At 67.8% G+C, this 25320-nt stretch carries 22 protein-coding genes and 1 tRNA gene; 12 read left to right on the top strand and 11 right to left on the bottom strand.

All coding sequences use genetic code 11. The annotated features are described in order from the left end of the window. Positions 1-139 precede the first annotated feature (139 nt). Complete coding sequence (locus RM532_RS12650) at positions 140-1657, bottom strand: OmpP1/FadL family transporter (RefSeq protein WP_311653698.1); 1518 nt, start codon at positions 1655-1657, stop codon at positions 140-142. A gap of 173 nt (positions 1658-1830) precedes the next feature. On the opposite strand from RM532_RS12650, the gene RM532_RS12645 reads away from it, so the two are divergent. The 3 genes from RM532_RS12645 to RM532_RS12635 all read left to right on the top strand — a co-directional run bounded on the left by RM532_RS12645 (position 1831) and on the right by RM532_RS12635 (position 4739). Continuing rightward, positions 1831-2403: a Tll0287-like domain-containing protein gene (locus tag RM532_RS12645; protein WP_311653697.1), complete on the top strand. Its 573-nt coding sequence runs from the start codon at positions 1831-1833 to the stop codon at positions 2401-2403. A gap of 145 nt (positions 2404-2548) precedes the next feature. Further along, a complete protein-coding gene (locus RM532_RS12640; protein WP_311653696.1) occupies positions 2549-4327 on the top strand; it encodes a DEAD/DEAH box helicase in 1779 nt (592 codons plus the stop codon). Positions 4328-4457: 130 nt separating this feature from the next. Next, positions 4458-4739: a DUF1330 domain-containing protein gene (locus tag RM532_RS12635; RefSeq protein WP_311653695.1), complete on the top strand. Its 282-nt coding sequence runs from the start codon at positions 4458-4460 to the stop codon at positions 4737-4739. Positions 4740-5019: 280 nt separating this feature from the next. On the opposite strand, the gene RM532_RS12630 is transcribed toward RM532_RS12635, so the two are convergent. From RM532_RS12630 to RM532_RS12615, 4 genes are all read right to left on the bottom strand, one after another. Continuing rightward, a tRNA-Phe gene (locus RM532_RS12630) sits at positions 5020-5095 on the bottom strand. A gap of 80 nt (positions 5096-5175) precedes the next feature. After that, positions 5176-5466: an oxidative damage protection protein gene (locus RM532_RS12625; protein ID WP_311653694.1), complete on the bottom strand. Its 291-nt coding sequence runs from the start codon at positions 5464-5466 to the stop codon at positions 5176-5178. Then, positions 5463-6566, bottom strand: a complete 1104-nt coding sequence (gene mutY, locus RM532_RS12620; RefSeq protein ID WP_311653693.1) for an A/G-specific adenine glycosylase — start codon at positions 6564-6566, stop codon at positions 5463-5465. The genes RM532_RS12625 and mutY overlap by 4 nt, the downstream gene beginning before the upstream one ends. Continuing rightward, complete coding sequence (locus tag RM532_RS12615) at positions 6563-8863, bottom strand: AsmA family protein (RefSeq protein WP_311653692.1); 2301 nt, start codon at positions 8861-8863, stop codon at positions 6563-6565. The genes mutY and RM532_RS12615 overlap by 4 nt, the downstream gene beginning before the upstream one ends. 161 nt (positions 8864-9024) lie before the next feature. On the opposite strand from RM532_RS12615, the gene thiS reads away from it, so the two are divergent. The 5 genes from thiS to RM532_RS12590 all read left to right on the top strand — a co-directional run bounded on the left by thiS (position 9025) and on the right by RM532_RS12590 (position 12347). After that, on the top strand, positions 9025-9225 hold the full coding sequence (gene thiS, locus RM532_RS12610; RefSeq protein ID WP_311653691.1) for a sulfur carrier protein ThiS: 201 nt from the start codon (positions 9025-9027) through the stop codon (positions 9223-9225). A 103-nt stretch (positions 9226-9328) separates the two neighbouring features. Then, complete coding sequence (locus RM532_RS12605) at positions 9329-10096, top strand: thiazole synthase (RefSeq protein ID WP_423246901.1); 768 nt, start codon at positions 9329-9331, stop codon at positions 10094-10096. Between the two features lie 29 nt (positions 10097-10125). Continuing rightward, entirely contained in the window at positions 10126-10830 is a 705-nt protein-coding gene (gene trmB / locus RM532_RS12600) for a tRNA (guanosine(46)-N7)-methyltransferase TrmB (RefSeq protein ID WP_311653689.1), read from the top strand. 44 nt (positions 10831-10874) lie between these two features. Continuing rightward, on the top strand, positions 10875-11915 hold the full coding sequence (locus RM532_RS12595; RefSeq protein ID WP_311653688.1) for an NADP(H)-dependent aldo-keto reductase: 1041 nt from the start codon (positions 10875-10877) through the stop codon (positions 11913-11915). 132 nt (positions 11916-12047) lie between these two features. Further along, positions 12048-12347 (top strand): DUF6763 family protein, encoded by a 300-nt coding sequence (locus tag RM532_RS12590; protein ID WP_311653687.1) that lies wholly within the window; start codon positions 12048-12050, stop codon positions 12345-12347. A 6-nt stretch (positions 12348-12353) separates the two neighbouring features. Here the strand turns inward: RM532_RS12590 and RM532_RS12585 are convergent, their stop codons facing one another. Further along, positions 12354-13775, bottom strand: coding sequence for a hydroxymethylglutaryl-CoA synthase (locus RM532_RS12585; RefSeq protein WP_311653686.1), 1422 nt, complete (start codon positions 13773-13775; stop codon positions 12354-12356). 79 nt (positions 13776-13854) lie between these two features. On the opposite strand from RM532_RS12585, the gene mvaD reads away from it, so the two are divergent. The 4 genes from mvaD (at position 13855) to idi (ending at position 19003) form a co-directional block, all read left to right on the top strand. After that, complete coding sequence (gene mvaD / locus RM532_RS12580) at positions 13855-14835, top strand: diphosphomevalonate decarboxylase (protein WP_311653685.1); 981 nt, start codon at positions 13855-13857, stop codon at positions 14833-14835. Continuing rightward, the gene (locus tag RM532_RS12575; protein WP_311653684.1) at positions 14826-15848 is read left to right on the top strand and encodes a mevalonate kinase family protein; all 1023 of its coding nucleotides are present in this window, start codon (positions 14826-14828) and stop codon (positions 15846-15848) included. Before mvaD ends, RM532_RS12575 begins: the two co-directional genes overlap by 10 nt. Before the next feature lie 70 nt (positions 15849-15918). Then, positions 15919-18195, top strand: coding sequence for a hydroxymethylglutaryl-CoA reductase, degradative (locus tag RM532_RS12570; RefSeq protein WP_311653683.1), 2277 nt, complete (start codon positions 15919-15921; stop codon positions 18193-18195). A gap of 223 nt (positions 18196-18418) precedes the next feature. After that, entirely contained in the window at positions 18419-19003 is a 585-nt protein-coding gene (gene idi, locus RM532_RS12565; protein WP_311653682.1) for an isopentenyl-diphosphate Delta-isomerase, read from the top strand. A 211-nt stretch (positions 19004-19214) separates the two neighbouring features. On the opposite strand, the gene RM532_RS12560 is transcribed toward idi, so the two are convergent. Genes RM532_RS12560 through RM532_RS12540 form a run of 5 tightly spaced genes read right to left on the bottom strand, consistent with a single transcriptional unit; the run spans position 19215 to position 25228 of the window. Then, a complete protein-coding gene (locus RM532_RS12560; RefSeq protein WP_311653681.1) occupies positions 19215-19997 on the bottom strand; it encodes an inositol monophosphatase family protein in 783 nt (260 codons plus the stop codon). Positions 19998-20024: 27 nt separating this feature from the next. Then, on the bottom strand, positions 20025-20903 hold the full coding sequence (gene ampE / locus RM532_RS12555) for a regulatory signaling modulator protein AmpE (RefSeq protein ID WP_311653680.1): 879 nt from the start codon (positions 20901-20903) through the stop codon (positions 20025-20027). Between the two features lie 33 nt (positions 20904-20936). Beyond that, positions 20937-21503, bottom strand: a complete 567-nt coding sequence (gene ampD, locus RM532_RS12550) for a 1,6-anhydro-N-acetylmuramyl-L-alanine amidase AmpD (protein ID WP_311653679.1) — start codon at positions 21501-21503, stop codon at positions 20937-20939. Between the two features lie 4 nt (positions 21504-21507). Continuing rightward, positions 21508-23385 (bottom strand): Lnb N-terminal periplasmic domain-containing protein, encoded by a 1878-nt coding sequence (locus tag RM532_RS12545; protein ID WP_311653678.1) that lies wholly within the window; start codon positions 23383-23385, stop codon positions 21508-21510. Next, positions 23378-25228, bottom strand: coding sequence for an Lnb N-terminal periplasmic domain-containing protein (locus tag RM532_RS12540; protein WP_311653677.1), 1851 nt, complete (start codon positions 25226-25228; stop codon positions 23378-23380). The genes RM532_RS12545 and RM532_RS12540 overlap by 8 nt, the downstream gene beginning before the upstream one ends. Positions 25229-25320 lie beyond the last annotated feature (92 nt).

Below are 25320 nucleotides of genomic sequence, written 5' to 3'. Positions count from 1 at the left end.
GGCAGGCGCATTCGACGAGGGCGCCGCCGCGCATCCGGTGGCAAGCAGGACGACGGCAACAGTGCCGGGGTATTTCATGGGTCGTGACTCGGGCTCGCTTGGGTCAGCGAATCCTACAACGAAACGGCCGGCAGGCCGGTTACCGGAAATGCCAGTTCAGCCCGATGGTGGCTTCCAGGAAATAGAACTCGCCCTGGATATCCTGATCCCGCGGGTCGATCCCGAAATTCTCGCCGCCGGCGACAATCGACGCCACGCCGCCCTCGATATGGCTCAACGGGTTCTTGCCCACCAGCCGTTTGACCGGGGAATAGGCCAGCGCCACATCCAGGCCCCAGGACCGGCTGAAGCGCCAGCTCAGGCCGGCGGTGTAGTGGTATTCGTTGACGGCAAATGCCAACGTACTCAGCAGGATGTCGGAGTTGCGTACCGGCTGCGTGTTGTTACTGAAGCCGAGACGCCAGGTCACGTTACCGCGCCGGTATTCGTAACCGAACTTGTAGATGGTCACGTCGCGCCAGCCGAAGCCCGGCGCATTGTCGCCGCCCAGACAGGTATCGAAATCCACCGGCCCGCCCAGCAGCACCGGCCGCACGCAGCCGTTGACGAACCGGTTCGGCCGCAGCCGGTTGCCCAGGGCGGCGACGTTGCTGAAGTTGATGCGCTGGTAGTCGATCAGCAGGCGATGGCGCGGTGCCGGTGTCAGCGCGATGCCGACGTTGAAACTGGAGGGCACGTCGAACGCGCCATCGCGGGCGAACAGGCCGCGGTATTTATCGAATTCGGTGGCATGCGTGCGCGTCTGGTACGACGCCCCGAGCCGCAGCCAGGCCGTGGGCTCGTAGGCCATGCCCACCCGCACGCCGAGGCCGAACGAATAGTCCTTGCCGTTCTCGGTGACGCGGTCGGGATTCTGGGAAAACCGCGCGAAGGCCCCCAGCCCGGAGGCGTCGAACCGCTGCACCATGAACAGCGGCGCGACGCCGACCCGCAGCCGACCGAACCGTCGGGCGTAGGTGGTGGCCACGAATAGCTGGGTCAGGTTGACCAGCGTGGTGGAGGAACCGTTGCCGCACAGCCCCAGCACGCCGGGCTGGCCGATGTTGCCGCCGCCACCGAAGATGCCCTCGCAGCGTTCGGCCACCGGCAGCAGATTGGTGGCATCGCCCTGGGCGAAGCCGCCGCTCCCGCGGGTGAATTTCGGATTCAGGCCGCCGTTGCCGTAAATGGCCACGCCCCAGGCGGAGTGCTCGTCGATGCGGCGGGCAAAGGCGACGCCGGGAATCGGGAAATACTTGTTCGCCCCCTCGTTGCCGCCGAAACGGCGCCCCGCCTGGTCCGTCGGATTCATCTGGAACAACCCGGCCCCGGTGACAGGCTCCAGGTCCGGCTCGTTGACGACGTTGAGCGTGCCGATGGGCACTAACAGGCTCAGGTCCAGATCCAGCCGGTCGTCGATGTCCGCGAGCAGCGCGGGATTGATGGACCCGGCGAACGCATCGTCCGCGCCGGCGGTCCCGGCACCGGCCAGCGCCCGCTGCTGCGCGCTGTAGCCGTGCAGGAAATAGCCGTTGGCGGCATGCGCCGCGCCCCCGACCAGCACCAGCAATACCAGCAGCCCCGCGACAAGACAGCGGCCCGGCGTCTGCCTGTCCATGATTCCCCCTTGGCGCCACGCAGCAGGCCGTACCGGCTGCCGATCTCATGATCCCTCGGCCTTCCCGGCTACCCTACCGGTGGAAAACACCGGGCGCGACCCGGATGCGCTGGCCGACCCGGCCTCCGCACCCGCATACTCGTACCCCTGTCCGTAAGCGAGGCCGGCCCGCCATGCGAATCCTGCTGTCCGCCGTGCTGATGATCATCTGCACCGTCGCCCGTGCCGACGATAACAACGCGCTCGAACGCGAAGTCGAACAGGTCGTCGCCACGATGCTCGAGGAGTTCAAGACGGCGCTGACTACCGCGATGAAGGAAGACGGCCCGGCCGCCGCCGTGGGCGTGTGCCGCGACGTGGCGCCGGGCATTTACCTCGATCTCGCGCTGGACCGGGGCTGGCGGGTCACCCGCGTGGGTACCCGGGTGCGCAACCCGCTGTTCGGCACCCCGGACGCCTGGGAGCAGGCGGGGCTGGCCGAATTCCGCCAGCGTCAGGCCGACGGCGAAACGCTGGAAAGCATGACGCGCAACGAGACGGTGCGCGAACCCGGCGGCCGCTACTACCGCCATCTGCGCGCACTGGGCACCCAACCCGTGTGCACGACCTGCCACGGCCCGCGCGACGAAATCGCTCCGGACATCCGCGCCATGCTGGACGAGCAGTATCCCCACGACCGCGCTGTTGGTTATGCGGCCGGCGATCTGCGGGGTGCGGTCAGCGTGAAGGTGCCACTGGCGGATTGAGCCGGATTCATCGTCGGCGCAGAACGCTCAGCCATTCTTCCGCCCCGCCGATACCGGCTTCGTATTAAACTATGCACCGCAGGCCGCCTTTCGTCGCGGCCATTCTCCGGGCGCCGATCGCGCGCCCCGCCGCTACAGGCCCGTCATGACTTCGCCCCCGAACAATCCCGATACCCCGGTCGCCTTCCGGGACCTTGGCCTGTCCGACGCCGTGATGCGCGCGCTGGATTCGGTCGGCTACGAGACCCCCACGCCGATCCAGGCCGCGACCATCCCGCCGCTGCTGGCCGGCCAGGACATCCTGGGCCAGGCCCAGACCGGCACCGGCAAGACCGCCGCCTTCGCGCTGCCCATCCTGTCGCGCCTGCCGGCCGGCGGCCGGGCACCGGGCGCGCTGGTACTGGCGCCGACACGTGAGCTGGCCATCCAGGTGGCCGAGGCGTTTCAGCGCTATGCATCCGCGATTCCCGATTTCCACGTGCTGCCGATCTACGGCGGCCAGAGCTACCAGCCGCAGCTGGCGGCCCTGAAACGCGGCGTGGACGTGGTAGTGGGCACACCGGGCCGGGTGGTGGACCACATCAAGCGCGGCACCCTCAAGCTGGACCAGCTCAGCTGGGCGGTGCTCGACGAAGCCGACGAAATGCTGCGTATGGGTTTCATCGACGACGTCGAATGGATTCTGGGCAAGACCCCGCCGCAGCGTCAGGTGGCCCTGTTCTCCGCCACCATGCCGCCGGCCATCCGGCGCATCGCCCGCACGCATCTGAAGGACGCGCAGGAAATCACCATCGCGTCCAAGACCAGCACCGCCACCAACATCCGGCAGCGCTACTGGATCGCGGTGGGGGCCAGCAAACTGGAGGCCCTGACCCGGCTGCTGGACGCCGAACCCTTCGACGCCATGCTGGTGTTCGCCCGCACCAAGAAGGCCACTGACGACCTGGCCGAACGCCTGGCCGCCCGCGGCCATGCCTGCGCCGCGCTGAACGGCGATATCGCCCAGGCCCAGCGCGAACGCACGGTGGCACGGCTCAAGAACAAGCAGCTGGACATCATCGTGGCCACCGACGTGGCCGCCCGCGGTCTGGACGTGGACCGCATCAGCCACGTGATCAACTTCGACATCCCGCACGATACCGAAGCCTACGTCCACCGCATCGGCCGCACCGGCCGGGCCGGACGCATGGGCGACGCCATCCTGTTCGTCACCCCGCGGGAAAAGCACCTGTTCAAGGCCATCGAACGCGCCACGCGACAACCCATCGAAGCGATGGACCTGCCCGGCGTCGAGGAAGTCAACGAACAGCGCAAGCAGCGTTTCGCCACCCGCATCACCGACTCCCTGGCCGGCGGCGGACTGGACAACTACCGCGCCCTGATCGAGGACTACCTCGCCAGCGAAAACGCCGATCCGATCGACGTGGCCGCTGCCCTGGCCCGCATGGCCCAGGGCAGCGAACCGCTGTTCATCAAGCCCGGCAAGGTCGACCGGCCGCGTGACGAGCGTCCCCCATCGCCGGCCGCAGGTCCCAAACCCAAAGCCCGCAAGGACGGCAAGCCCCGCCCGGTAGCCGAAGGCGTGGAGGTCTTCCGCATCGAAGTGGGCCGCGAGCACGGCGTGGAACCCCGCAACATCGTCGGTGCCATCGCCAGCGAGGCCGGCGTGGAGGCCCAGCACATCGGCCGCATCGACATCCGCGACGACCACAGCCTGGTGGAATTGCCCCCCGGCATGCCGCGCGAGATCTTCCGCCATCTCAAGACCGTATGGGTCGCCAACCGGCAGCTGGCCATCTCCCGCGCCGACAGCCCCGCCCTGCAGCCCTCCGACAAGCCCAGGCGCAAGCCCAAGGCCGCGGCCGGCAAGCCGAAGAAGGCCAAGAAGGCGAAGAAGCCCAAGCCGCGCGGACCGACCGAGTAGCGCTGCCCGGGCCATGGCCACCGAGGCATCGCGACCAGCCTGACCGGGTAGGTTCAATCCTCGGCCGCTGTGTCAGCATCCGGGATCCCATGCACCGCCGCCATCCAGGCGGTACAACCCCGGAGCCCTCATGGTCTACGCCCTGCTGCAACTCAACGTCACCGACGCCGACGCCCTGGCCGCCTACCGCGAAAAGGCCGCCGAAGCCCTCGCCCGCCACGGCGGCAAGGTGGAAGCCGCTGCCCCGCAACCCACCGTCCTCGAAGGCGAGCGCCCGGCGCCCGACATCGCCGGCGTGCTCAGCTTCCCGGATCGCGAGTCCGCACTCGCCTGGATCGACGACCCGGACCTACAGGAACTGCATGCGCTGCGGCGGAAAGGAGCCGAGAGCAATATCGTTCTGGTTGGTTAGCTGGCCGCGATCTGCAACTCGTCGTGCCGGTGATGAGAAGTCATGAATCGGCGCCGAAGAGCCCTCAGGCCCCTAAGGGTGAAGCGGAAAAGATGGTGGCCAGGGGCAGAATCGACCGATTTGTCAGGAACAAATCGGGACCCCCGAGGGCGGGTCCTCGCGTAGCGAGGATGCGGCCCATGGACGGGCCGCACAACCTCCGACATGTAGTGTCGGTGGTGTGAGAGGTCTTGGTTCAGCACCGAAGGCCTCTAAGGTCGCAAAACTTGCAGTGGAAAAATGGTGGCCGGGGGCGGAATCGAACCACCGACACTGCGATTTTCAGTCGCATGCTCTACCAACTGAGCTACCCGGCCAGGGTATCCGGCGATGACCATCGCCGTTCGGAGCGCGGTATTAAACCGATCGGGCTCTGCCCCGTCAAGCAGACGGGCCGCTATTCGCTGTTGCCGCCCCCCTCTTCCGGCGGCACCCAGTGGGTCTCGGCGGTTTCCCCACTGCCGAAGAAGTATTCTTCCATCTGCTCGGTGAGGAATTCGCGCGCCTTGGGGTCCGCGAGGTGCAGGCCGTATTCGTTGATCAGGCGAGTCTGCTCGGTCAGCCACTGCTGCCAGGCCTGGGCGGAGACGTTGTCGTAGATACGCTGACCGATATCGCCGGGCAGCGGCGGGCGGGGCAGGCCCTCGGCTTCCTGGCCGAGCTTGACGCATTGCACGGTGCGGCTCATGTGGGGTCGTCTCCCGGGAGTTGGCGAATGAGTCTGGCCAGAGGCGCGGGCAGCGCCGGTGGGCGCGTGCGCGGATGCCAAGCCAGTTGCTGGTCGTCGTCCATGATACCGGCGCCGTCGCGCACTCGCAGGGCCAGTGGCCGGATGCGCAGTTCGAAGTGGGTGAAACCGTGTTGCACTTCGGTCAGTTCCTCGCCAGCGGACAAGGGCTCGACACCCAGTTGCCGGCGACAGTAATCGGCGGGTTCGGCATCCTCGGGCAGTTCCGGCAGCGCCCACAGACCGCCCCAGATGCCGGCGGGCGGACGGCGATGCAGCAGCAACCGGTCATCCTCGCGGCGCAGAACCAGCATGCGGGTCCGGCGTACCGGCCGCTTGCGGCGCTTGCGCGGGGCGGGGATCTCGGCTTCGATGCCTGCGGACCGGGCGGCGCAAAGATCCGTCACCGGGCAGCGATCGCAGGCCGGCTGGCCACGCCCGCAGACGGTGGCGCCGAGGTCCATGATGGCCTGGGTATAGTCGGCCAGGCGATCATGGGGAGTGTGGTGTTCGGCGTGGGCCCACAGCCGCTTTTCCCAGGCCGATTCGCCCGGGGCGCCGCGTTCGGCGTGCAGCCGCGCCAGCACCCGCTTGGCGTTGCCGTCCAGCATGGCGGCGCGGCGGCCGAAGGCCTGGGCGGCGATGGCCCCGGCGGTGGAGCGCCCGATACCGGGCAGCGCTTGCAGGGCGGCCGGATCGGCGGGAAGTTCGCCGCCGTGTTCGGCCACGACCTGCCGGGCGGCAGCATGCAGGTTGCGAGCGCGGGCGTAGTACCCCAGTCCGGCCCAGTGCTGCATGACGGCATCGCTGTCAGCCGCGGCCAGATCCGCCACGGTGGGAAAACGCGCCATGAACGCCCGGAAGTACGGGACGACGGTTGCGACCTGGGTCTGCTGCAGCATGATTTCGGATACCCACACGCGATAACCGCTGCGGGGGTTCTGCCAGGGCAGGTCGTGGCGGCCGTGGTGCTCGAACCAGGCCAGCAGACGGCGGGCAAACTCGGTGGGCGGGGGCGATTGTCCGCCCCCGCCCGCTCCGGCGCGTGGCGCCCGCGTCACTGGGCGGTTTCGGCCTCTGGCTGCTCGGCCTCGGCGTCCTCGGCCGGTTGCTCGTCGGCGGGCTGCGCCGCCGGTTCCTCGGTTTTCTCCTCGGCCGCTGGCTCCTCGGCCTTCTTCTTGCCGCCGCCTAACAGGCCACCCAGGCCTTCGCGTAGTTCATTCTGCAGCTTGTCACCGAGCTTCTTCTTTTCTTCTTCGACTTCCTTGTTCACCTTCTCGCGCAGTTCGGCCTTCTCCTCGTCCACCTTCTGCTTGAGTTCGGCCTTCTCCTGATCGAGCTTCTGGCGCGCCACGCCCTTGAGCGCGTTCTTCACGTCGATGGAGTAACTGGGCGAGAACAGGTTGCCAGTCAACTTGATGGGAATGTCGAAGCCGGCGATTTCCTTGAGCACCTTGTTGTCGACATCCTCCGAGACATTGGCGTTGACGGTGTAGTCGAGGTCGTTGGTGACCAGGTTGAAACTGCCGTCTCCGCCCAGCTTGGCCACCGGGGTGTTCAGGTTCAGGTCACCGCCCTTGAGCAGGCCATCGGTGACCGAGAACGAGGCTGCGAACCGGGAAAACGCCGTGGTGCCGTCCGCGGATGTCGCGCTGCTATCCCCGCCGAGAATCTTGTTGCGGGCCATGGTCAGGATGCGGGACAGGTCGAACCCGGCGAACTGGCCGTCGCGGAACTCGAACGATACCGAGCCATCCAGCGATCGCTTGATCTGTTCGACCGTGTTGCCGGTGGTGGTGAGATCGATATCCAGATTGGCCAGCGCCGCGATCTTTTCGTTGCCGATCAGGTCCTTGACCAGCGGCCCCAGCTGCAGGCCGTTGAGCTTGCCCTTGATGGCATAGCTGGGCTGCTCGCTGGCAGCGTTGACGGTGCTCTGCATGCGCAGCGTACCGTTGTAGAGGTTAGCGCCCAGCGGCTGGATGTCCAGCACTCCGTCGCGCGCAGTCACCGCCAGTTCTGCGTCCTGGATCTTGAGATTGGATACGGTCAGATCACCGGCCGTGACCTTGCCGTCCAGCCGCAGATTCTTGAGCGGATCGAGTTCGATCCGGGTGCTGACTGCCTCGGCCGGCTCCTCGGGCTCGGCCGCCTGCTCGGTGTCGCCCTCGGCACCGGGTGGCAGATAGCGGTCCACATTCATCCTGTCCAGCGCCAGCTGGAAGCCGATGTCCGGATTGGCGAAATCGGCCACGCTGGCATCGCCCTTGAGGCTGCTGTCGTCAATCTCGATCAGCAGTTGATCGAGCCTGGCGCTGTTCAGGTCGGCCTCGAACCGGGTATCCAGGCCGGCGCTGGTCAGCACGCTGTCGTCACTGGTAGCGGGCGGGGCCATGCCCAGATTCTTCATCACGGTGCGCGGGTTGAACGACTGCACCGTCAGCTGCCCGGTGAAGGCGGGCTTGCCCATGATGTTGCTGCCATCCACATTGGCGGCCACGTTCAGGCCGGCGCCTTCCAGCGCCAGGTCGGTGACCTTCAGACGACCCGTCGACAGATCGGCTTCGCCGTTGCCAGTCAGGGACAGCGTCTGCTTGCCGCCCGGCACCGCGTTGCCTTCGGCCTCGACATCCACCGCCAGGCCGCTCAACCGGTAGAACTGGTTTTCCACGTCCGGCAGCACGTCCGCGGACAGGCTGGTGCGGCTGTCGATACCCAGTTCGTCGGAGATGAAGCGAAAGCCCAGATCGACCGGGAACGATTCACCCAGAACCACCGTGCCGGTGGCAAGACTCACGTCCGCCAGTTGGTAGGTCTTGTCCCCGTCGCGGAACGTCACGGCCGCGTCGGACACTTCCACCGCGCCGACTTCCAGCGAATCGATGGCGAACCCGCCCTCTTCCTCAGGTTCCGGCTCGGGTGCCGGTTCTTCCTCGGTCTCCTCGCTGGCGAAGGCCTCGACCAGATCATCCCAGTTGGTGGTGCCGTCGGCGTTGCGGGCCAGCCGCAGACGCAGGCCGTTGAGGCCGACCGTGCCCACTTCGATGCGCTTGCTCAGCAGCGGCAGCAGCCGCACACTGACTTCGGCCGTACCGATTTCCGCGAACGGCTCGTCACCGAAGCCTTCCGCATTGGCCAGCCGCGATTCGCCGATCTCCACGCCCAGCCAAGGGAACACCGACAGCGAGATATCCCCGCTCATGGTGAACTCGCGGCCGGTCTTTTCCTCGACCGCCGCGCCGATCTGATCGCGATAGTCGTTGGGGTCGATCAGCAGAGGCAGCGCAATGGCCGCCGCCACGATCAGCGCGACCAGCACGCCGATCACGATAAGCACAATCTTGATCACACGCTTCATGAGAGTCCGTTTCCCTGGAACAAGCGACTGAACCGGTGCGAGCCACACCTACGGGCAAGCCTGCCGCGTGGCCGGACTGTCCGCAAGCCGGGGCATGTTCACGCCGGCACTGTTGAAGCGTTATTCTACGCGGCCACTCGCTGCCGATGCCGCGCAACCCGATGCAGATTCAGCTCAATGGCGAACCCAGGACCGTGGAGGACGACGCGGATCTGGACCGGCTGATCGCCGATCTGGGGCTGGACGGCCGCCGCCTGGCGGTGGAGGTCAACGGCGATATCGTCACCCGGGCCGCCCGCGCCGGTCATGCGTTGCATGACGGTGACCGGATCGAGATCGTTCACGCTATTGGTGGTGGCTAGCCAGCCGGTCAAGCGATCCGCGCCGCAGCCACGGCAGCCAACGATTCAGGTAACCGACATGTCCGAACCCGCCCTGCAACACAATATCGGTGACGATCCGCTGATGATCGCCGGCCGCGCCTATCAGTCGCGGCTGCTGGTGGGCACCGGCAAGTATCGCGATCTGGCCCAGACCGGCGAGGCCATCGCCGCCTCGGGCGCCGAGATCGTCACGGTGGCAATCCGGCGCACCAACATCGGCCAGAATCCGGACGAACCCAACCTGCTGGACGTGATCTCGCCGGACCGCTACACCCTGCTGCCCAACACCGCCGGCTGTTTCACCGCCGAGGACGCAGTGCGCACCTGCCGCCTGGCGCGCGAACTGCTCGATGGCCACAAGCTGGTGAAACTGGAAGTGCTGGGCGATCCCACCACGCTGTACCCGGACATGGCCGCCACCTTCGACGCCGCCGAAACCCTGATCGCGGATGGCTTCGACGTGATGGTCTACTGCATCGATGATCCCATCGCCTGCCGCCGGCTGGAGGAAATGGGCTGCGTGGCGGTGATGCCGCTGGCCGCACCGATCGGCTCCGGGCTGGGCATCCAGAACCGCTACAACATCCTGACCATCGTGGAGAACGCGAACGTGCCCATTCTGGTGGATGCCGGCGTGGGTACCGCCTCGGACGCGGCCATCGCCATGGAACTGGGCTGCGACGGCGTGCTGATGAATACCGCCATCGCCGAAGCCAGAGATCCAGTGCTCATGGCCAGCGCCATGCGCCACGCCATCATCGGCGGCCGCCAGGCGCTCAAGGCCGGGCGCATGCCGCGGCGGCGCAACGCCTCGGCGTCATCGCCTTCGGACGGGCTGCTGGATGCCTGACACACCGGCGCGCATCTGATACACGAAACTTGAAACCCGAAACCCGCAACGACGATCCGGCCACGCCGGATCGCCGCATCCGCAGCTTCGTCAAGCGTGAGGGCCGTCTCACTCCGGGCCAGCAACGCAACCTCGAGGACCTGTGGCCCCGCTTCGGCCTCGACCCCGCCGACGGCGCCTTCGACTGGCCGGTCATCTTCGGTCGCGACGCGCCCCGCACCCTGGAAATCGGCTTCGGCGCCGGCGAGGTCCTGGCGACGCTGGCGGCGGCCCATCCGGACGAGGACTTCATCGGCATCGAGGTCTATCGCAGCGGCGTGGGCCGGCTGCTGGGCGAGGCCGCGCAGGGCCAGATGGCCAATCTGCGGGCAATCTGCGCCGACGCCGTCGGGGTCATCGATCACGCCATCCCCACGGCATCGCTGGACACCGTACTGCTCTACTTCCCCGACCCCTGGCCGAAGAAGCGCCACCACAAGCGGCGGCTGGTGCAGACCGCCTTCGCCGATCGCGTTCACCGCATTCTCAAGCCGGGCGGCGTTTGGCGGCTGGCCACCGACTGGGCCAACTACGCCGAGTGGATGCGCGAGGTGCTCGACTTGCATCCGGGGCTCGAGAACATCGGCGACGACAACGGCTGCGTCAGCCAGCCGCCCCGCCCGGCCACCCGCTTCGAGCAGCGGGGCCTGCGGCGCGGTCACGCCGTGGTGGACCTTGCCTATCGCCGCCGCTGACGCCACTGTAGGCGCCGATTTCACGCGCCAGTAGGAGTTGTCTCATGGAAATGCGCCGCCTCGGCCGCACCGATCTCGACGTCAGCCTGATCTGCCTGGGCACCATGACCTGGGGCGAGCAGAACACCGAGGCCGACGCCCACGAACAGCTTGATTACGCGCTGGAACGCGGCATCAACTTCATTGACGCGGCCGAGATGTATCCGGTGCCGCCGAAGGCCGACACCGCCGGCCGCACCGAGCAGTACATCGGCACCTGGCTGGCCCGACGCGGCAGGCGTGATGACGTGGTCCTGGCCAGCAAGGTCACTGGCCGCAGCGAGATGAGCTGGCTGCGCGACGGCAACAACACCACGCTGACCCCGGCGCAGGTCCGCCGCGCACTGGAAGCCAGCCTCAAGCACCTGCAGACGGACTATCTCGATCTGTATCAGGTGCACTGGCCGGACCGGCGCACCAACACCTTCGGCCGACTAGGCTACGTCCACAAGCCGCTGCCCGACGAGGTCGCCATCGAGGACACCCTGGGTGAGCTGGGCCGCATGGTGGACGAGGGCAAGATCCGGCACGTGGGCATTTCCAACGAAACCCCCTGGGGCCTGATGCGCTACGTGGAGATCGCGGACCGCACCGGGCTGCCGCGGGTGGTGTCGGTGCAGAACCCCTATTCCCTGCTCAACCGCACCTTCGAGATCGGTCTGGCCGAATGCGCCGAGCGCGAGGACGTGCGGCTGCTGGCCTACTCGCCGCTGGCGTTCGGCGTGCTGTCCGGCAAGTACCTCGACGGCGCCCGCCCGGATGGCGCCAGGCTGACCCTGTTCGAGCGGTTTTCGCGCTATTCCAATCCGGCAGCCGCGGCGGCCACCGCCGAATACGTGGCGCTGGCCCATGAACACGGGCTGGACCCGGCGCAGATGGCGCTGGCCTGGTGCAACTCGCGCAGTTTTCTCACCAGCACCATCATCGGCGCCACCAGCATGGATCAGCTCAAGGCCGACATCGACAGCGCCGAGATACAGCTGTCCGATGAGGTGTGCGCGCAGATCGAGGCCATCCACACCCGTCATCCCAACCCCTGCCCCTGAGCCGGGCACAACTTGCCGCCGGATCAGGCGTTTCCGGCAGCCCCCGCGCAGGCGGGGTTTGCAAGCGCGGCCAAGCGGCGTATAGGTAGGCATCGGGCACAGGCAACGCCACTCAAGGCGAGGAGGTGCACGATGCCCCGTCGGCTATACGAGATCGAAATCGGCGACTGGTACCTCAGCCCCTGGACAAGCTCCCGCTTCGAGGTGGTGGCCATGGACGAGGCCAGCCGCGCGGTAGAGATCCAGTACGAGGACGGCACGGTCGAGGAAATCGACTACGAGAGCTGGCCGCAGCTGGAAGCCGAGGATGCCGGGCCGCCCGATGACATTACCGGGGCCCTGGATACCGAGCCCGAGGACGACGACCAGGTCAGCCTGGACCTGGATGGCCCGGACGATCCGTTCGAGGAACTGGACTACCTGCTGCACTGATCGGGCCTAGGCCCAGGCGTAGCGGGGAATGCCGGCGTCAACGTGCCCGGGCTCATCACGATCACCGATGTGGTCGATGACGAATGCTCCATTGCCCGCTGCGGGGTTGACCATGCGGCCCTCATGGAGCGCCTCGTAACCGGCCTGGTCGAGATCGACCGCACCGTCCAGTGCCGCGCGGAAACCGATGCGCCCGGCCACAGCACGCCAACCCGGCACCAGCGTCAGCGGCAATACCTCGGCGGCGTCGCCGCTGCCGTAGCCAATGGCAAGCCAGCGTGGCCCCGGTTCGGCCTGTTCCGCCGCTTCCGACAGCCCCGCCGCCAGCCAGGCCGGCAAGGACCCCGTGTAGAGGTTGCCGCAGGCACGCATCGCGGCCTGACCCGGCCCGAGGCGGCCAAGTACGACGTCGCGGTAATCCTCGCGCCGCCGCCAGGCCCGTATCAGCGCCGTAGTGGCCGGGTAGCGCTCGGCATCAAGCGGGATATCGCCAGCGGGGCCAATATCCCGACCGGGCGTCAGCTCGGCGGCAAGCGCGACCGCATCCACCCCGACCTCGTGGCAGAACGCCCGGAGCGTATGCGGATCGTCCGCCAGCCAGGCCCGCAGGCACAACATGGCCCAGGCGGTTTCCGGCATGCGGGCATAGGGACGGTGCAGGAACACGGCATCCCAATCGGTGGCGCCCGCCGCGTCCGGCCGCGGCGCCATGTCATCAAACGCCGAGGCCACCGTATCGAGATAGCAGGCGGTGGAGTAGCGGCCGTTGAATACCGGAAAATCACGCGGCCGCGCCTGATCGGTCCGCTGGCCCGGGTACCGGGCGAAGGGTTTGCGAAAATCCGCCCCCCGGTATCGGGAAGCCCGGCCGGCGGCACCCAGGTCCACCGAGAGCAGGCGCGGCTCGGCCTCCAGCAACATGGCCACGGCCCCGGCACCCTGGGTGGCTTCGCCGCTGCTGCCGCGGGCGTACTCGGCGATATCGGCACTCACCACGATGGCCTGCCGCCCGGCTCCGTCGGTGGCCAGATAGCGCAGCGCCTGCTTCAGACCGTATATGCCGCCCAGGCAGGCATGCTTGATTTCGGGCACCTCGCAGTCCGCAGCCAGGGGCGCCCGGCCCCGGCTTGCGAGGTAGTCATCGAGCATCCCGCGGAGAATGACCGCGCCCGCCGCATTGTCGCTGGCCGACTCGGTTCCCAGCACCAGCATGCCCACCGCGGATGCATCCACGTCGTAGGCCTCGATCAGGCGCACCGCCGCACTGGCCGCCAGCGCGTAGACATCCTGTTCCGGGCCCGCCATGCGGAAGCTGTCGCCAATCACCCCCGCGACCTTTCCGGCAGGCTGACCGGTCCAGTCACACCAGTCGGCGAGATTGACGCGATGGGGTGGGAGATAGGCTGAAAAACCGCTGATACCGGGCATGGTCTGGTGCAATTGCTGAGGTGAACGGGTACGAAATGTTATCAGCGGGCGAGGGGTCAGCTCGGATACACTGCCCGCCATGCAAGCCGCCGCCCGTGCCCACGCCAATATCGCGCTGATCAAGTACTGGGGCAAACGCGACAGCGCCCTGAATCTGCCGGCCACCGGCTCCATATCGGTGACGCTGGATGCCCTGCATTCGGAAACGCGAGTCTGCTTCGATCCGGGGCTGGCCACGGACCAGGTGGCGCTGGAAAGCGGCGGCGATCCGGACCGCGTGAGTACATTTCTGGATCGGGTCCGTGCCCTGGCCGGAATCGATACCCGCGCCGACGTGCGTTCCCGCAACAACTTCCCCACCGGGGCCGGGCTGGCCTCCTCGGCCTCCGGATTCGCCGCGCTGGCGCTGGCCGCCTGCCGGGCGGCCGGGATCGACCCCTCGCCGGCCGAACTGTCCGCCCTGGCCCGGCAGGGCTCGGGATCGGCTGCCCGGTCGCTTTACGGCGGCTTCGTGGAGATGCAGCGCGGCCGTGACGACCGGACCGGGGCCGATGCCCACGCAGTACCGTTGCTGGCCGCGCCCGAGTGGCCGCTGGCGGTGGTGGTGGCCATCATCGACACCGGCACCAAGGCGATCGGCTCCACCGAAGGCATGACCCGGACGGCTGCTTCATCCCCGTTCTTCGACGCCTGGGTATCGGGCGCCGAGGCCGACCTCACCGCCATGCGGACCGCCATCGAGGCCCGCGACTTCGAGCGGGTCGGCGAACTGACCGAACACAGCTGCCTGAAGATGCACGCCACCATGCTGGGCGCCCGGCCCGGGCTGATCTACTGGCAGCCGGCCACGCTGGCCGTATGGCAGACGCTGGCGGATCTGCGGGCCGGGGGGCTGGCTGTCTACGGCACCATCGACGCCGGCCCGCAGGTCAAGGCCCTGTGTCATGCCGGGGACGGTGACGATCTGGCCATGGCATTGAGCGCGATACCGGGCGTGCGTGGCGTGCGGATCAGCGGCCTCGGACCGGACGCCCACCTGATTGCGGACCCGTGGGCGTAACCGCCACCGCCCCGGGCAAGCTGTTTCTGCTGGGCGAATACGCCGTACTGCACGGCGCGCCGGCCCTGCTGGCCGCCATGGACGCCCGCTGCCGGATCAATCTGGAGCCCGCCGATTGCTGGCGCGTGACCGCCCGACCACTGGGCCTGAGCGAGCTGATACTGGCCGATGACGGCGCCATCCCGGCCGAAGCCAGCGACGACGTCCGGCGCGCGCTGACCGTATTCGACGCGGTGCGCCGGACCGTGGCCACCGAATCCGAGCTGCGGCCCCTGCAGGTGACCATCGATACCACCGCCTTCTTCCGGGGCGGCCACAAGCTGGGTCTGGGCGCCAGCGCCGCGGTGGCAGTAGCCCTGACCGCCGGGCTGCATCGGCTGCTTGGCCACCCCGACGATCCGGCAACCGTCTGCAACACCGCTACCGCCGCCCACCGGCTGGCCCAGGGCGGCGAAGGCAGCGGAGCCGATGTGGCCACCGCCACCCACGGCGGCATTGTCGAGTTCGCGGCCGGTCGGCCCGCGCAGCCACGAGCCTGGCCGGCCGGACTGCATGCCCGCCCGGTGATGACCGGCAACGGCGCCGACACCCGCGAGCTGGTGGCGGCCGTGCGACGGCTTGCGACCACCGACCCGACCGGGCATGCGGCGGCAATCAGGCGTCTGGCGGACCTTGCCGACCAGGGCCGGGCAGCCGTGATCCGGTCGGATATCCCCGGCTTGCTGACCGCCTGCCGGGCCAGCCTGGAAGCCCTGGCAACGCTGGGCGTAGCCGCCGGGGCCGACATCGTAACGGCGCAGCACCGGGCACTGGCTGCCGCGGTGGCCGAAACCGGCGCAGTGTTTAAGACCACCGGCGCCGGCGGTGGCGATCTGGGGCTGATTCTGGCGGCTTCGCCGTCGGTTATGGAAGCGGCGAGACGAGCCGCGGAAGCCCTGGGTCACACCTGCCCACCGCTGGCATTCGGGGCCGGCGGGGTGGCTGTCACCGACGTGTCGGCAACGGTCAGGTAAAATACCGCTTACCCGGTCCCCGACCGGCCGCGACGCCGCCCCCGGTGAAACCCATCCACCGCACCCAGCGATGAGCCGTTCCCGCATCCCCGAGTTCTACAAATTCTCCGTGACCAACCGGCTGCGGGTGCTCTACGAGCGTGAGGTCCTCAGCGAGGCCGAATACCACATGCTCATGGACGGCAAGCACCTGCTGGACGCCGCCAAGGCGGACCGCCTGGTGGAGAACGTCATCGGCGCATTCTCTCTGCCCATGGGCCTGGGCCTGAACTTCCTGGTCAACGGCAAGGATTACCTGGTGCCAATGGTGGTGGAGGAACCTTCCATCATCGCCGCGGTATCATCGGCAGCCAAGGTGATGCGCAGCGCCGGCGGCATTCGCGTGGATGCCGACGAACCCATGCTGATCGGCCAGATCCAGGTCATGGACGTGGCCCACCCCACCCGCGTGCGCCAGGCCCTGCTTGCCCGCAGCGAGGAAATCCTCAACCTCGCCAACAGCCTGCATCCGAAAATGGTCAGCCGCGGTGGTGGCGCCCGCGACGTGGAGGTGCATCTGCACAGCGCCCAGGGTGCGCGCGGCGACATGCTGGTGGTGCACCTGATCGTGGACACCCGCGACGCCATGGGCGCCAACCTGGTCAACACCATGTGCGAGGGCGTGGCGCCGCTGGTGGAAAAGATCACCAACGGCAAGGTGTTCCTGCGCATCCTGTCCAATCTGACCGACCGGGCGATGGTGCGGGCCCGGGTGGAAGTACCGGTGGCACAGCTCGGCAACGGCACCTTCTCCGGCGAGCAGGTGCGCGACGGCATCGCGCTGGCCACGGAGTTCGCCGCCGCCGACCCCTACCGTGCCGCCACACACAACAAGGGCATCATGAACGGCATCGATGCCGTGGCCATCGCCACCGGCAACGACTGGCGGGCGATCGAGGCCGCCGCCCACGCCTATGCAGCCCGCGACGGCCACTACACTTCACTGACCAAGTGGTACGCCAACGAGGCCGGCAACCTGGTGGGCGAGCTGGACCTGCCGCTGAAGGTGGGCACGGTGGGCGGTCAGGTACAGTCCAACCAGGCGGTGATGATCGCCCATCGGCTGCTGGGGGTGGAAAGCGCGCGCGAACTGGCCGGGGTGATGGCCGCCGTCGGCCTGGCACAGAACTATGCCGCGCTGCGGGCGCTGTCCACCGACGGCATCCAGCGCGGTCACATGACCCTGCACGCCCGCAGCGTGGCCATCGCCGCCGGCGCCGAGGAAAGCCAGTTCGACGCCGTGGTGGAAAAACTGATCGCCTCCGGCGACATCAAGGTGTGGAAGGCACGCGAGATTCTCGATGGCATGACCGAACCGGCCGGCGCCACCACCGGCGAGGGCGAGCCCACCGCCGCGTTCACCGCCGACAGCGTCGAGGCCGGCGCCGGCTACGCCAAGATCATTCTGCTGGGCGAGCATTCCGTGGTCTACGGCAAGCACGCCATCGCCGCCCCCATCCCGCTGACCATCCGCGCCGATGTACAGCGCCAGGAATCCGGCACCACCCTGTTCATCCCGCGCTGGGGGGTGGAAACCGAACTGCACCCCCCGACCGCCACGGACAACGCCCTGCACAAGTCCATGGATCTGATTCTGCAGCGGTTGGGCGTGCGGGACGAACCCATGCGGGTGGAGGTCTATCCTCACGTGCCGCGGGCGGTGGGACTGGGTGCTTCGGCCGCGCTGGCAGTAGCGGTAATCCGCGGGGTGGCCGAGGCTTTCGACATCGAGCTCGACGACGCCCGGGTCAACGAGCTGGCCTACGAGTGCGAGCAGATCGCCCACGGCACCCCCAGCGGCATCGACAATACCCTGGCCACCTATGGCCGGCCGATCCTGTTCCGCAAGGGCGAGCTGCCGGGCAGCGCCCCCGCCATCCGCGAAGTGCATCCGGCCCGGCCGATCCCGGTAGTCATCGGGCTGTCCGGCGTACGCACCCTCACCGCCCAGACCGTGGGCCGCGTGCGCGCCGCCTGGCAGGCGCACCCGGAACGCTACGAGCCGATCTTCGACCAGATCGACCAGCTGGCCCTGGCCGGCGTCGACGCGCTGGCGCAGGGCGATATCGCCACGCTCGGCGAACTGATGAATATCGATCAGGGGCTGCTCAACGCCCTGCAGGTTTCCTGCTGGGAGGTGGAGGAACTGGTGCAGATTGCGCGCGAGAACGGCGCCCTGGGGGCCAAGCTCACCGGCGGCGGCGGAGGCGGCGCGGTGATCGCCGTGGCAGAGGCCGACCGCACCGAGGGCATCGCCATCGCCATGCGCCGGGCCGGCTATGACACGTTCATCACCGAGATCCGGTAGCGCGGATCGCTTCCAGTGGCACTTCCCGGCACCACCATGAACCGCAAAGAACGCAAAGTGCGGAAAGACAAGCAGCACTTCTTGCGCATCGCAGTTCGGGAAGCCAGTACGAAAATGCGCTTCGTGCTGCCAGCGTTCGTTGCCGGGAAAACGCCGGCCCGAACGAACACCTCTTTACGGACCTTTGCGCCCCTTGCCGTTAGCGCTTCGGTGGTCTGAGTCCATGCCGAGCACCACGCCAGCCAATCACGCGGTCGTCTCCTTCGACGACGAGCCCCTGATCCGGGTCGACAGCGAGGACAACCTGCTCGGCTTCGAATCCAAGGACGCCTGTCACGACGGCGAGGGCCTGCTGCACCGGGCATTCTCCATCTTCCTGTTCGACCGCCGGGGCCGCCTCCTGCTGCAGCAACGCAGCCCGCAGAAGCGGCTGTGGCCGGGCTTCTGGGCCAACAGCTGCTGCAGCCACCCGCGCCGGGGCGAGTCAGACACCGAGGCGGCGGCCCGCCGCATTCACGAGGAACTGGGCGTGAGTCCGCCGCTGACATTCCTCTACCGCTTCGAATACCACGCCCGCTATGGCGATCTGGGATCGGAACACGAACTGTGTTCGGTCTATGCCGCGACGGACGACCATCCGGTCCGAGTCAACATCAACGAAATCGCCGATATTCAGTGGATCGAACCGGATGCCCTGGATGCCGAACTGGCCGAGCACCCCGAACGCTACGCCCCCTGGCTGAAGCTGGAGTGGCCGCAAGTTCGAGCCGACCATTGGGCGCGAATCACGGGATCCACCAAAGCCTGACCTTCCAGATGTAGGCTGGCATTGCTCGGATCAACCCGGATGGCCATGACGCGGCCATCCCGGGGATGCGCCGCTTATCCCGGTTTCCGGCCGTTTGGGCAGGCGCCACGAATGACGCCCCACGGAAGCCGGACCCACCAATCCATGGGACTTCTCCGTCGTGGGGCCGCATCCATGCGGCAAGCCATGTCGGGGCCGAAGAGGCAGGAACTCAATCCGGCAACCGCAGAATCCGCCGGGCAGCGTCGCCAACGCGCCCGTTGCTGGCAAACACGCTGGTGGTATCCAGACCGATCGGCCCGCCGTCCAGCTGGCCGATTTCGCCGCCGGCTTCACGCAGAATCACGGCCAGGGCGGCGATGTCCAGAATGTTGAGGTCGGATTCGACAATCAGGTCGATGCGGCCGGCTGCCAGCAGATGGTAATGATAGAAGTCGCCGTAGCCCCGATGCCGGTGGACAGCCCGCAGCAGTTCCCCCACGTTCGACCAGCGATCGGAACCGGCCAGCGTGCCGATATTGCCGAGTGACAGGGTGGCGCGGTCGAGCCGGTCGACCTCGCTGACGCGGATCGGCTCGCCGTTTAGCGTAGCACCCTCGCCTAGTGCGGCCGCCGCCATTTCGCCGCCGTTGAACATCGGCGCGTTGGACACGCCAACCACCAGTTCACCGCGATGCATCAGCGCGATCTGGGTGGAAAAGAAGGGATAGCCGCGCACGAAACTCTTGGTGCCGTCGATGGGATCGATCAGCCACACATATTCGGCGTCGGCGGATTCACGGCCCAGTTCCTCGCCATAGAAGCCATGTTCCGGGAAGGCGTCGGACAGCACCGACTTGATTGCCCGCTCGCTTTCCACATCGGCCACCGTAACCGGGCTGTCATCGGCCTTGTCCGAAACCTCGAATTCGCCCTGGTAGTAGTGGCGAATCACCACTTCGGCGGCGCGCGCCGCTTCGATGGCCCTGGCCAGAAACTGCTGTGTCGAGCCCAAAGGTTCCTCCCTTAGTCGGATGAAGTGTCAGGTAATCCAGCCGCCAATGGTAAACGCCGACAGCACCGCCAGCAGGATGATCAGGCTGCGGGATACGATACCGATGGCCTGGCGCAGGCGTTCGTCGATGTCCGGCGGTGGCGCCTGTTCCTCGTCGATCAGCAGCGCACCGCACCCGATTGCCACCAGCCGCTGCCAACCTTGCTCGACCCAGTTGTCGCCGTCGGCCGCATCGCGCTGACGCCAGGCGGTCAACGCCCCGTCAGTGCTGCCGGCCAGACCATAGAGCAGCATGGCCAGATGTTGCGGCGCCCAGGCAAGAATACCGTGCAGGCGCTGGGAGGCATCCTGCAGTGGCTCGCCGGCATCCAGCCGCCGGAAATGCCGTGGCGAAGCCGCCACCAGCCGGTAGGCCGCCGCGCCCAGCGGTCCGAGCACGAAGAACCACAGCAGCACGCCGAACACCCGCTCGTGCCCCTGCAGAAAGATCGCGCGGATCACGGTCCGCGGATCCGCGTGTTCCGCCGTCTGCTCGGTGTCGCCGACCAGATCCGCGGCGATCGAATCGGCGGCTTCACGGCGGTCTTCCTGCAGGGCGGCGCGGTAGGCGCGCACCTCCTCCCATAGATCCCGCGGGCCGAGGGCGAACACCAGCACGAGCACCGAGAACAGCAGCCCCAGCAGGCTGAAGATACCGCCCTCCAGCAGCGCCTGAACCGCCCCGATCAGCAACAGCGGTGGCGCGATCAGCAGCAGGCCCCAGGCCGAACGCCACAGGCCGTCGAACAGGGTCGAGGACTGAAGCTGGTCCAGATAACGCCCGTACCAGTCGTACTCGCGCCAGCGCCGCAGATGGCTGAGCAGCCGTTCCGCGATCAACGCGGCAAAGATCACGATAAGCGTCATGCCCGTGCTCCCGGCGCCGTCGGTCCGCGCCTGTCAGTCAACTTCGGGGTGGTCGAGCATCGACCGGAAACGCGGCCAGTCGAACGCCGGACCCGGATCAGTCTTTCGCTGCGGTGCAATATCACTGTGGCCCACTATACGGTCTGCAACAATCCCCGGAAAGCGGGCCATCAGCAGCCGCGCGGTCGCCGCCAGCTGCTGATACTGGACTGCCTCATAGGGGCAATCGTCCGTACCCTCCAGTTCGATACCCACCGCGAAATCGTTGCAACGCGGCCGCCCGCGGAACCGGGATTCGCCGGCGTGCCAGGCCCGGTCCTCGAATCGCACGAACTGCTGCATCCGGCCATCCCGGCGGATCAGCAGGTGCGCGGACACCCGCAGGCCAGCGATGGCGGTGAAATAGGGATGGGCGTCCGGATCCAGCCGGTTGCAGAACAGCGCCTCGATGGCGTCGCCGCCGAACTCGCCCGGCGGCAGGCTGATGCCATGCACCACCAGCAGGTCCACCGCCATGCCGGCCGGCCGGGCATCGAAATTGGGTGACGGGCAGCAGGTTGCCGCGTCGAGCCAGCCGTCGATGATGTGCCAGTCGGTCATGTTCTCAAAAGTATGCCAGCAGGGACATTCGGCCGCGGACGAAGTCGTGCCGGGCAGTGTCTTCCAGCGTCACGCCGGCCCGCAGCCCCAGTCCGCCGGGCAATGACCACTGCTGGGTCAGGGACGCCCAGGACCGGTGGCCCGAATCGCCGGCCACATGGTCGAGTGCCCCGAGTTCCGCGCGCAGCCGCCAACCGGGACGCAGTGTCGCCAATACCCCGGCACTGGCGCCGGCGCCCACGGCGTAGTCGGCGTCATAGCCGTGATTCGCGTCCAGGCTGCTCAACGCGAACATATAACCGGTCACCCGGTCGGCCAGCGACCAGGCCAGACCCGGGCCGCCCTGGGCAAAGCCGCCGAGATGGCCATCCGGATCGCCGGGCACGCTCACCGGCCGCTGCCGCAGCCCGGCCGAGAACTGCCAGGACCAGGGATCGAACAGCGCATTGCGGGGACGCAGGGAGGCGATATCCACCAGCCCCAGGCGGTCGATTTCGATGCGGTCGCGGCGAGTGTCCACGCGCAGGTCCGCGGAGAGGAAGGCCAGCTGCGTGCCCTCGCTGTAGCCCCCGGGCGGATCCAGCAGGTCGTGATAGGCCACCCGGCCGTGCAACCCCAGTGACCAGTCCGCGTCCTCGTTGACCATCGACACCCCCACCCGCCGGCTGGCGTGACCAGCATGGGGCGCCACTGGCGGCGCCGAAGGCGAAGCCAGCCCACTGCCCGCCTGCACACGGCTGCGAGCGACCAGGATGGCCTGCAGGCGCGCATCGCCCTCGGCGGGCGGCAGGCGTCCCGTCTGCACGCGGTAGTACACATGATCATGGGCCAGTTCCAGCACCCGGGCGCGCACCGACGGTGACAACCGGGCGACGGGCGACGCATCGGGCGTCTGCTCCCCCCGCGACACGGCCAGTGCCAGCCGCCGGTTCGCGGGCACCATCTGACCGGCGGACACTTGCAGCCGGTGGGCCAGCGCCGGCCGGAACGTCGCCTCACCCAGCAGTCCAGGCACCGAATCCACGGCCCTTATGGTGTCGGCGGGGATGGCATACCAGTCGAAGGTGGACGCCAGATCGAGCGAGGGCCGCACCGCCTCCAGCAGGGTCAGCAGCTGATAGGCGCAGTTGCGGTTGAGAAAGAAATACTCGAACTTCATCCCGCGCAATTCCCACAGGTGGCTCACCAGCCGGCGGCGTTCGGAGGCGGTCAGGTCCAGCGGATACGACCAGATGTCGCGGTTCTCGATCCAGGCATAGTCCCGCACCTTCTCGTAGTAGGGAAACACCCCGAACTGCCCGGCATAGCCGCCGGTCAGCCCGCGCCAGGCAAAGCCCAGTCCGGCATCCTCGCCGGTAATGGCGGCGAAGTTCACCGCATGGGCCAACAATTCCCCGTCGCGTGCGGTGTCCAGCCGCAGCAGGGTGTGCCCGAACAGCGACGCCGCGCTGCCGGTGTAGGCGGTGGGGAACACCAGACTCACGCCATCCGGATCCAGCCGCGCCTGCCAGCGCTCAAGCTCGGGGCAGTCCGAAGCGTCCGGCGGCGTCAGGCCGAGCTGCTCGGCCAGCCAGGCCGCCCGAGCCGGAAACAGACAATGCGCCGGACGATCACGGCCCGGCGCACGGCCACCGTGTTCCAGCGCCGTTCGCATCGCCGCCAGTTCCGCGGCCGGATTGGTGCGGCCATCGGACGCCAGAAAGAAATCGCCGCTGACCACCGCACTCACCGCATCGCCGCCCGAGCGCGGCCGGTAATGCAGAAGCGTGCGCCAGGCGCGGGACTCGGCCAGCTCGCGGCTGCCGCTGTCGACCGCCGGGGCCGGTCCCGGCAGTGCCAGCAGCAGAAGCGCCAGCGCTACGGTCAGGCGCCGGTCAATCAAAGAAATGGCGCAGCGCCACACGACAGCCCACCTCGTCGCCGCCGGACCAGTCGCGGTAGTCGCAGCCCAGCCGGACGGCGTCCTGGGACGTGACCGGCAGGTTCAGCGTGAGTTCGCTGCGATGGCGCGCGAACCCGGCCTCATACCATCGGCTGGTCTGCATCAGTCCCAGCTGCCAACCCGGGCGCTGATACAACGCCCCGAACTCGGGGCCGGCACCCAGGCGCACTGCCGGTTCCGCCCCCGACACCTGCTCGGCCCGGGCGGTCGCCAGTCCGTAGACCAGCCAGTTCCCGATCTGCCAGGTCGCGCCAGGCCCGCCCTGCAGAAACAGCGCCTGGCGCCGGTGATCGGTATCGCCATCGGTACCCGCGCGCACGCGCTCCAGCCCGCCGTGCACGAACCATGACGTGGGTTTGACGAAGGCGCCGCGCGGGGCCAGCGAGCGGATGTTGACCAGATCGAGACTTTCCAGCACCAGCCCCTCGGCCTGGTCCAGGCGCAGATTGATGTCCAGGCCTTCGATGCCGGCGCCACGCAGGAAGCCGGTCACCGGATCGAGCACGTCGTGGTAGGTCAGGCGGTAACCCGCTTCGACGAACTCGCTGCCGCCGCGCGAGCCCAGCCCGAACCGGGCCATCTCGGTGCCATGACCGGTCTCCGGGGCCGCCGGTTCGGGCGGTTCGGGGGCCGGCAGCGCCGGATTGCGCTGCACCACCCGCAGCAGCGCCAGGCTGTGACGAGCGACGTCATCAGTACGAGCCTGGTCGCGGGCTTCCAGCCGTAGCGCCTGATATGCCACCCGGGCAATACGGTGGCGGCGATGCGATGGATGGCGCCGGAAGGCGGGTGACTCCGCCGCCGCGGGATCCTCGACCAGCTGCCGGGCCAGCGTCAGTTCCGGATCGCTCAGATCGGCGGCGGCGAACTCCAGCTCGTTGGCCTTGGACGGCCGATAGCGGCGCTCGGTGACCAGTCCGGCGCGATAGAGGGTGCGCACGGTATTCACCGGCAGCTCGGCGAATCGGAAACGTTCGATCAGCGGCGCCCGAGGCCGGGCCACCTTGATCAGCTCCAGCAGGCGGAAGGAGCAGTTCTCGTCGAAGAAGAAGTAGTCGAAATTGATGTTGCGCAGTTCCCACAGATGCCGCACCAGCCAGTCCAGCTCGTCGGCGTCGAGATTCAGCGCGTATTCCCAGATATCGCGATTTTCCAGGTGGGCGTAGTCGCGGATCTTCTCCACGTAGGCGGTCAGCGAGAAATGACCCGGATAGCCGCCACCAAGCCCGCGCCAGATGTAGAACAGCGAGTTCTCGTTCGGGTTCACCTGGGCGCCGAAGTTGATCGCGCGTGACAACCAGGTGGAGTCGGGATCGGGTTCCGGGTCCAGCCGCAGCAGTGTGTGCCCGAACATCGACGAGGGGCTGTTCAGATAAGCAGCGGGAAATGCCAGCACCAGCTGACCGGTGGGCATCTTCTCGCGCCACTCGGGGTATTCCTCGCAGTGATCGAAGACCCCGTCATGCGGCCAGTCGAGGCGCTCTGCGAGGAACCGGTAGCGTGCCGGAAAGCGGCAGATGGCAGCGGCACCCCGCTGGCTCAGGGCGGCATGGCTGGCCACCAGTTCCGCACGCGGGTCGCGCTTGCCGGATTCGGCCAGGAAAAAGTCCGGGTCATCGACATAGCTGGCGCCGACATCCCGCAGGGTAGCGCCGGGGTTGATGTGCATCAGGGCCTGCCAGCGGGCGGATGACGCCCAGGCCGTGAAATCGGCATCGGTGGGGGCCGCGTGGGCCATCCCGGCCGCGGCGGAGAGGCAGAAGATCAGGGCGGCGCGAATCAAACCGTGGGGTCAAGTCCGGGCCGCGGGGCGGCAGATGGTGCGCCCGCAGGCGCGAAGTTCAGGAAGGTGCCCCGCCACACGGGCGGGGCACC

Source organism: Spectribacter hydrogenoxidans, assembly GCF_031846275.1.
Taxonomy (GTDB): Bacteria; Pseudomonadota; Gammaproteobacteria; order Nevskiales; family Salinisphaeraceae; genus Spectribacter; species Spectribacter hydrogenoxidans.
The sequence above is the reverse complement of the archived record's forward strand: the minus strand, read 5'-3'. Positions and strand labels throughout refer to the sequence as shown.

What these genes read in the sequence shown, in the direction of transcription:
- RM532_RS12650 (WP_311653698.1), bottom strand. Translation starts at nt 1,657, where the DNA reads ATGGACAGGCAGACGCCGGGCCGCTGTCTTGTCGCGGGGCTGCTGGTA.
- RM532_RS12645 (WP_311653697.1), top strand. Translation starts at nt 1,831, where the DNA reads ATGCGAATCCTGCTGTCCGCCGTGCTGATGATCATCTGCACCGTCGCC.
- RM532_RS12640 (WP_311653696.1), top strand. Translation starts at nt 2,549, where the DNA reads ATGACTTCGCCCCCGAACAATCCCGATACCCCGGTCGCCTTCCGGGAC.
- RM532_RS12635 (WP_311653695.1), top strand. Translation starts at nt 4,458, where the DNA reads ATGGTCTACGCCCTGCTGCAACTCAACGTCACCGACGCCGACGCCCTG.
- RM532_RS12625 (WP_311653694.1), bottom strand. Translation starts at nt 5,466, where the DNA reads ATGAGCCGCACCGTGCAATGCGTCAAGCTCGGCCAGGAAGCCGAGGGC.
- RM532_RS12615 (WP_311653692.1), bottom strand. Translation starts at nt 8,863, where the DNA reads ATGAAGCGTGTGATCAAGATTGTGCTTATCGTGATCGGCGTGCTGGTC.
- thiS (WP_311653691.1), top strand. Translation starts at nt 9,025, where the DNA reads ATGCAGATTCAGCTCAATGGCGAACCCAGGACCGTGGAGGACGACGCG.
- RM532_RS12605 (WP_423246901.1), top strand. Translation starts at nt 9,329, where the DNA reads ATGATCGCCGGCCGCGCCTATCAGTCGCGGCTGCTGGTGGGCACCGGC.
- RM532_RS12595 (WP_311653688.1), top strand. Translation starts at nt 10,875, where the DNA reads ATGGAAATGCGCCGCCTCGGCCGCACCGATCTCGACGTCAGCCTGATC.
- RM532_RS12590 (WP_311653687.1), top strand. Translation starts at nt 12,048, where the DNA reads ATGCCCCGTCGGCTATACGAGATCGAAATCGGCGACTGGTACCTCAGC.
- RM532_RS12585 (WP_311653686.1), bottom strand. Translation starts at nt 13,775, where the DNA reads ATGCCCGGTATCAGCGGTTTTTCAGCCTATCTCCCACCCCATCGCGTC.
- mvaD (WP_311653685.1), top strand. Translation starts at nt 13,855, where the DNA reads ATGCAAGCCGCCGCCCGTGCCCACGCCAATATCGCGCTGATCAAGTAC.
- RM532_RS12570 (WP_311653683.1), top strand. Translation starts at nt 15,919, where the DNA reads ATGAGCCGTTCCCGCATCCCCGAGTTCTACAAATTCTCCGTGACCAAC.
- idi (WP_311653682.1), top strand. Translation starts at nt 18,419, where the DNA reads ATGCCGAGCACCACGCCAGCCAATCACGCGGTCGTCTCCTTCGACGAC.
- ampE (WP_311653680.1), bottom strand. Translation starts at nt 20,903, where the DNA reads ATGACGCTTATCGTGATCTTTGCCGCGTTGATCGCGGAACGGCTGCTC.
- ampD (WP_311653679.1), bottom strand. Translation starts at nt 21,503, where the DNA reads ATGACCGACTGGCACATCATCGACGGCTGGCTCGACGCGGCAACCTGC.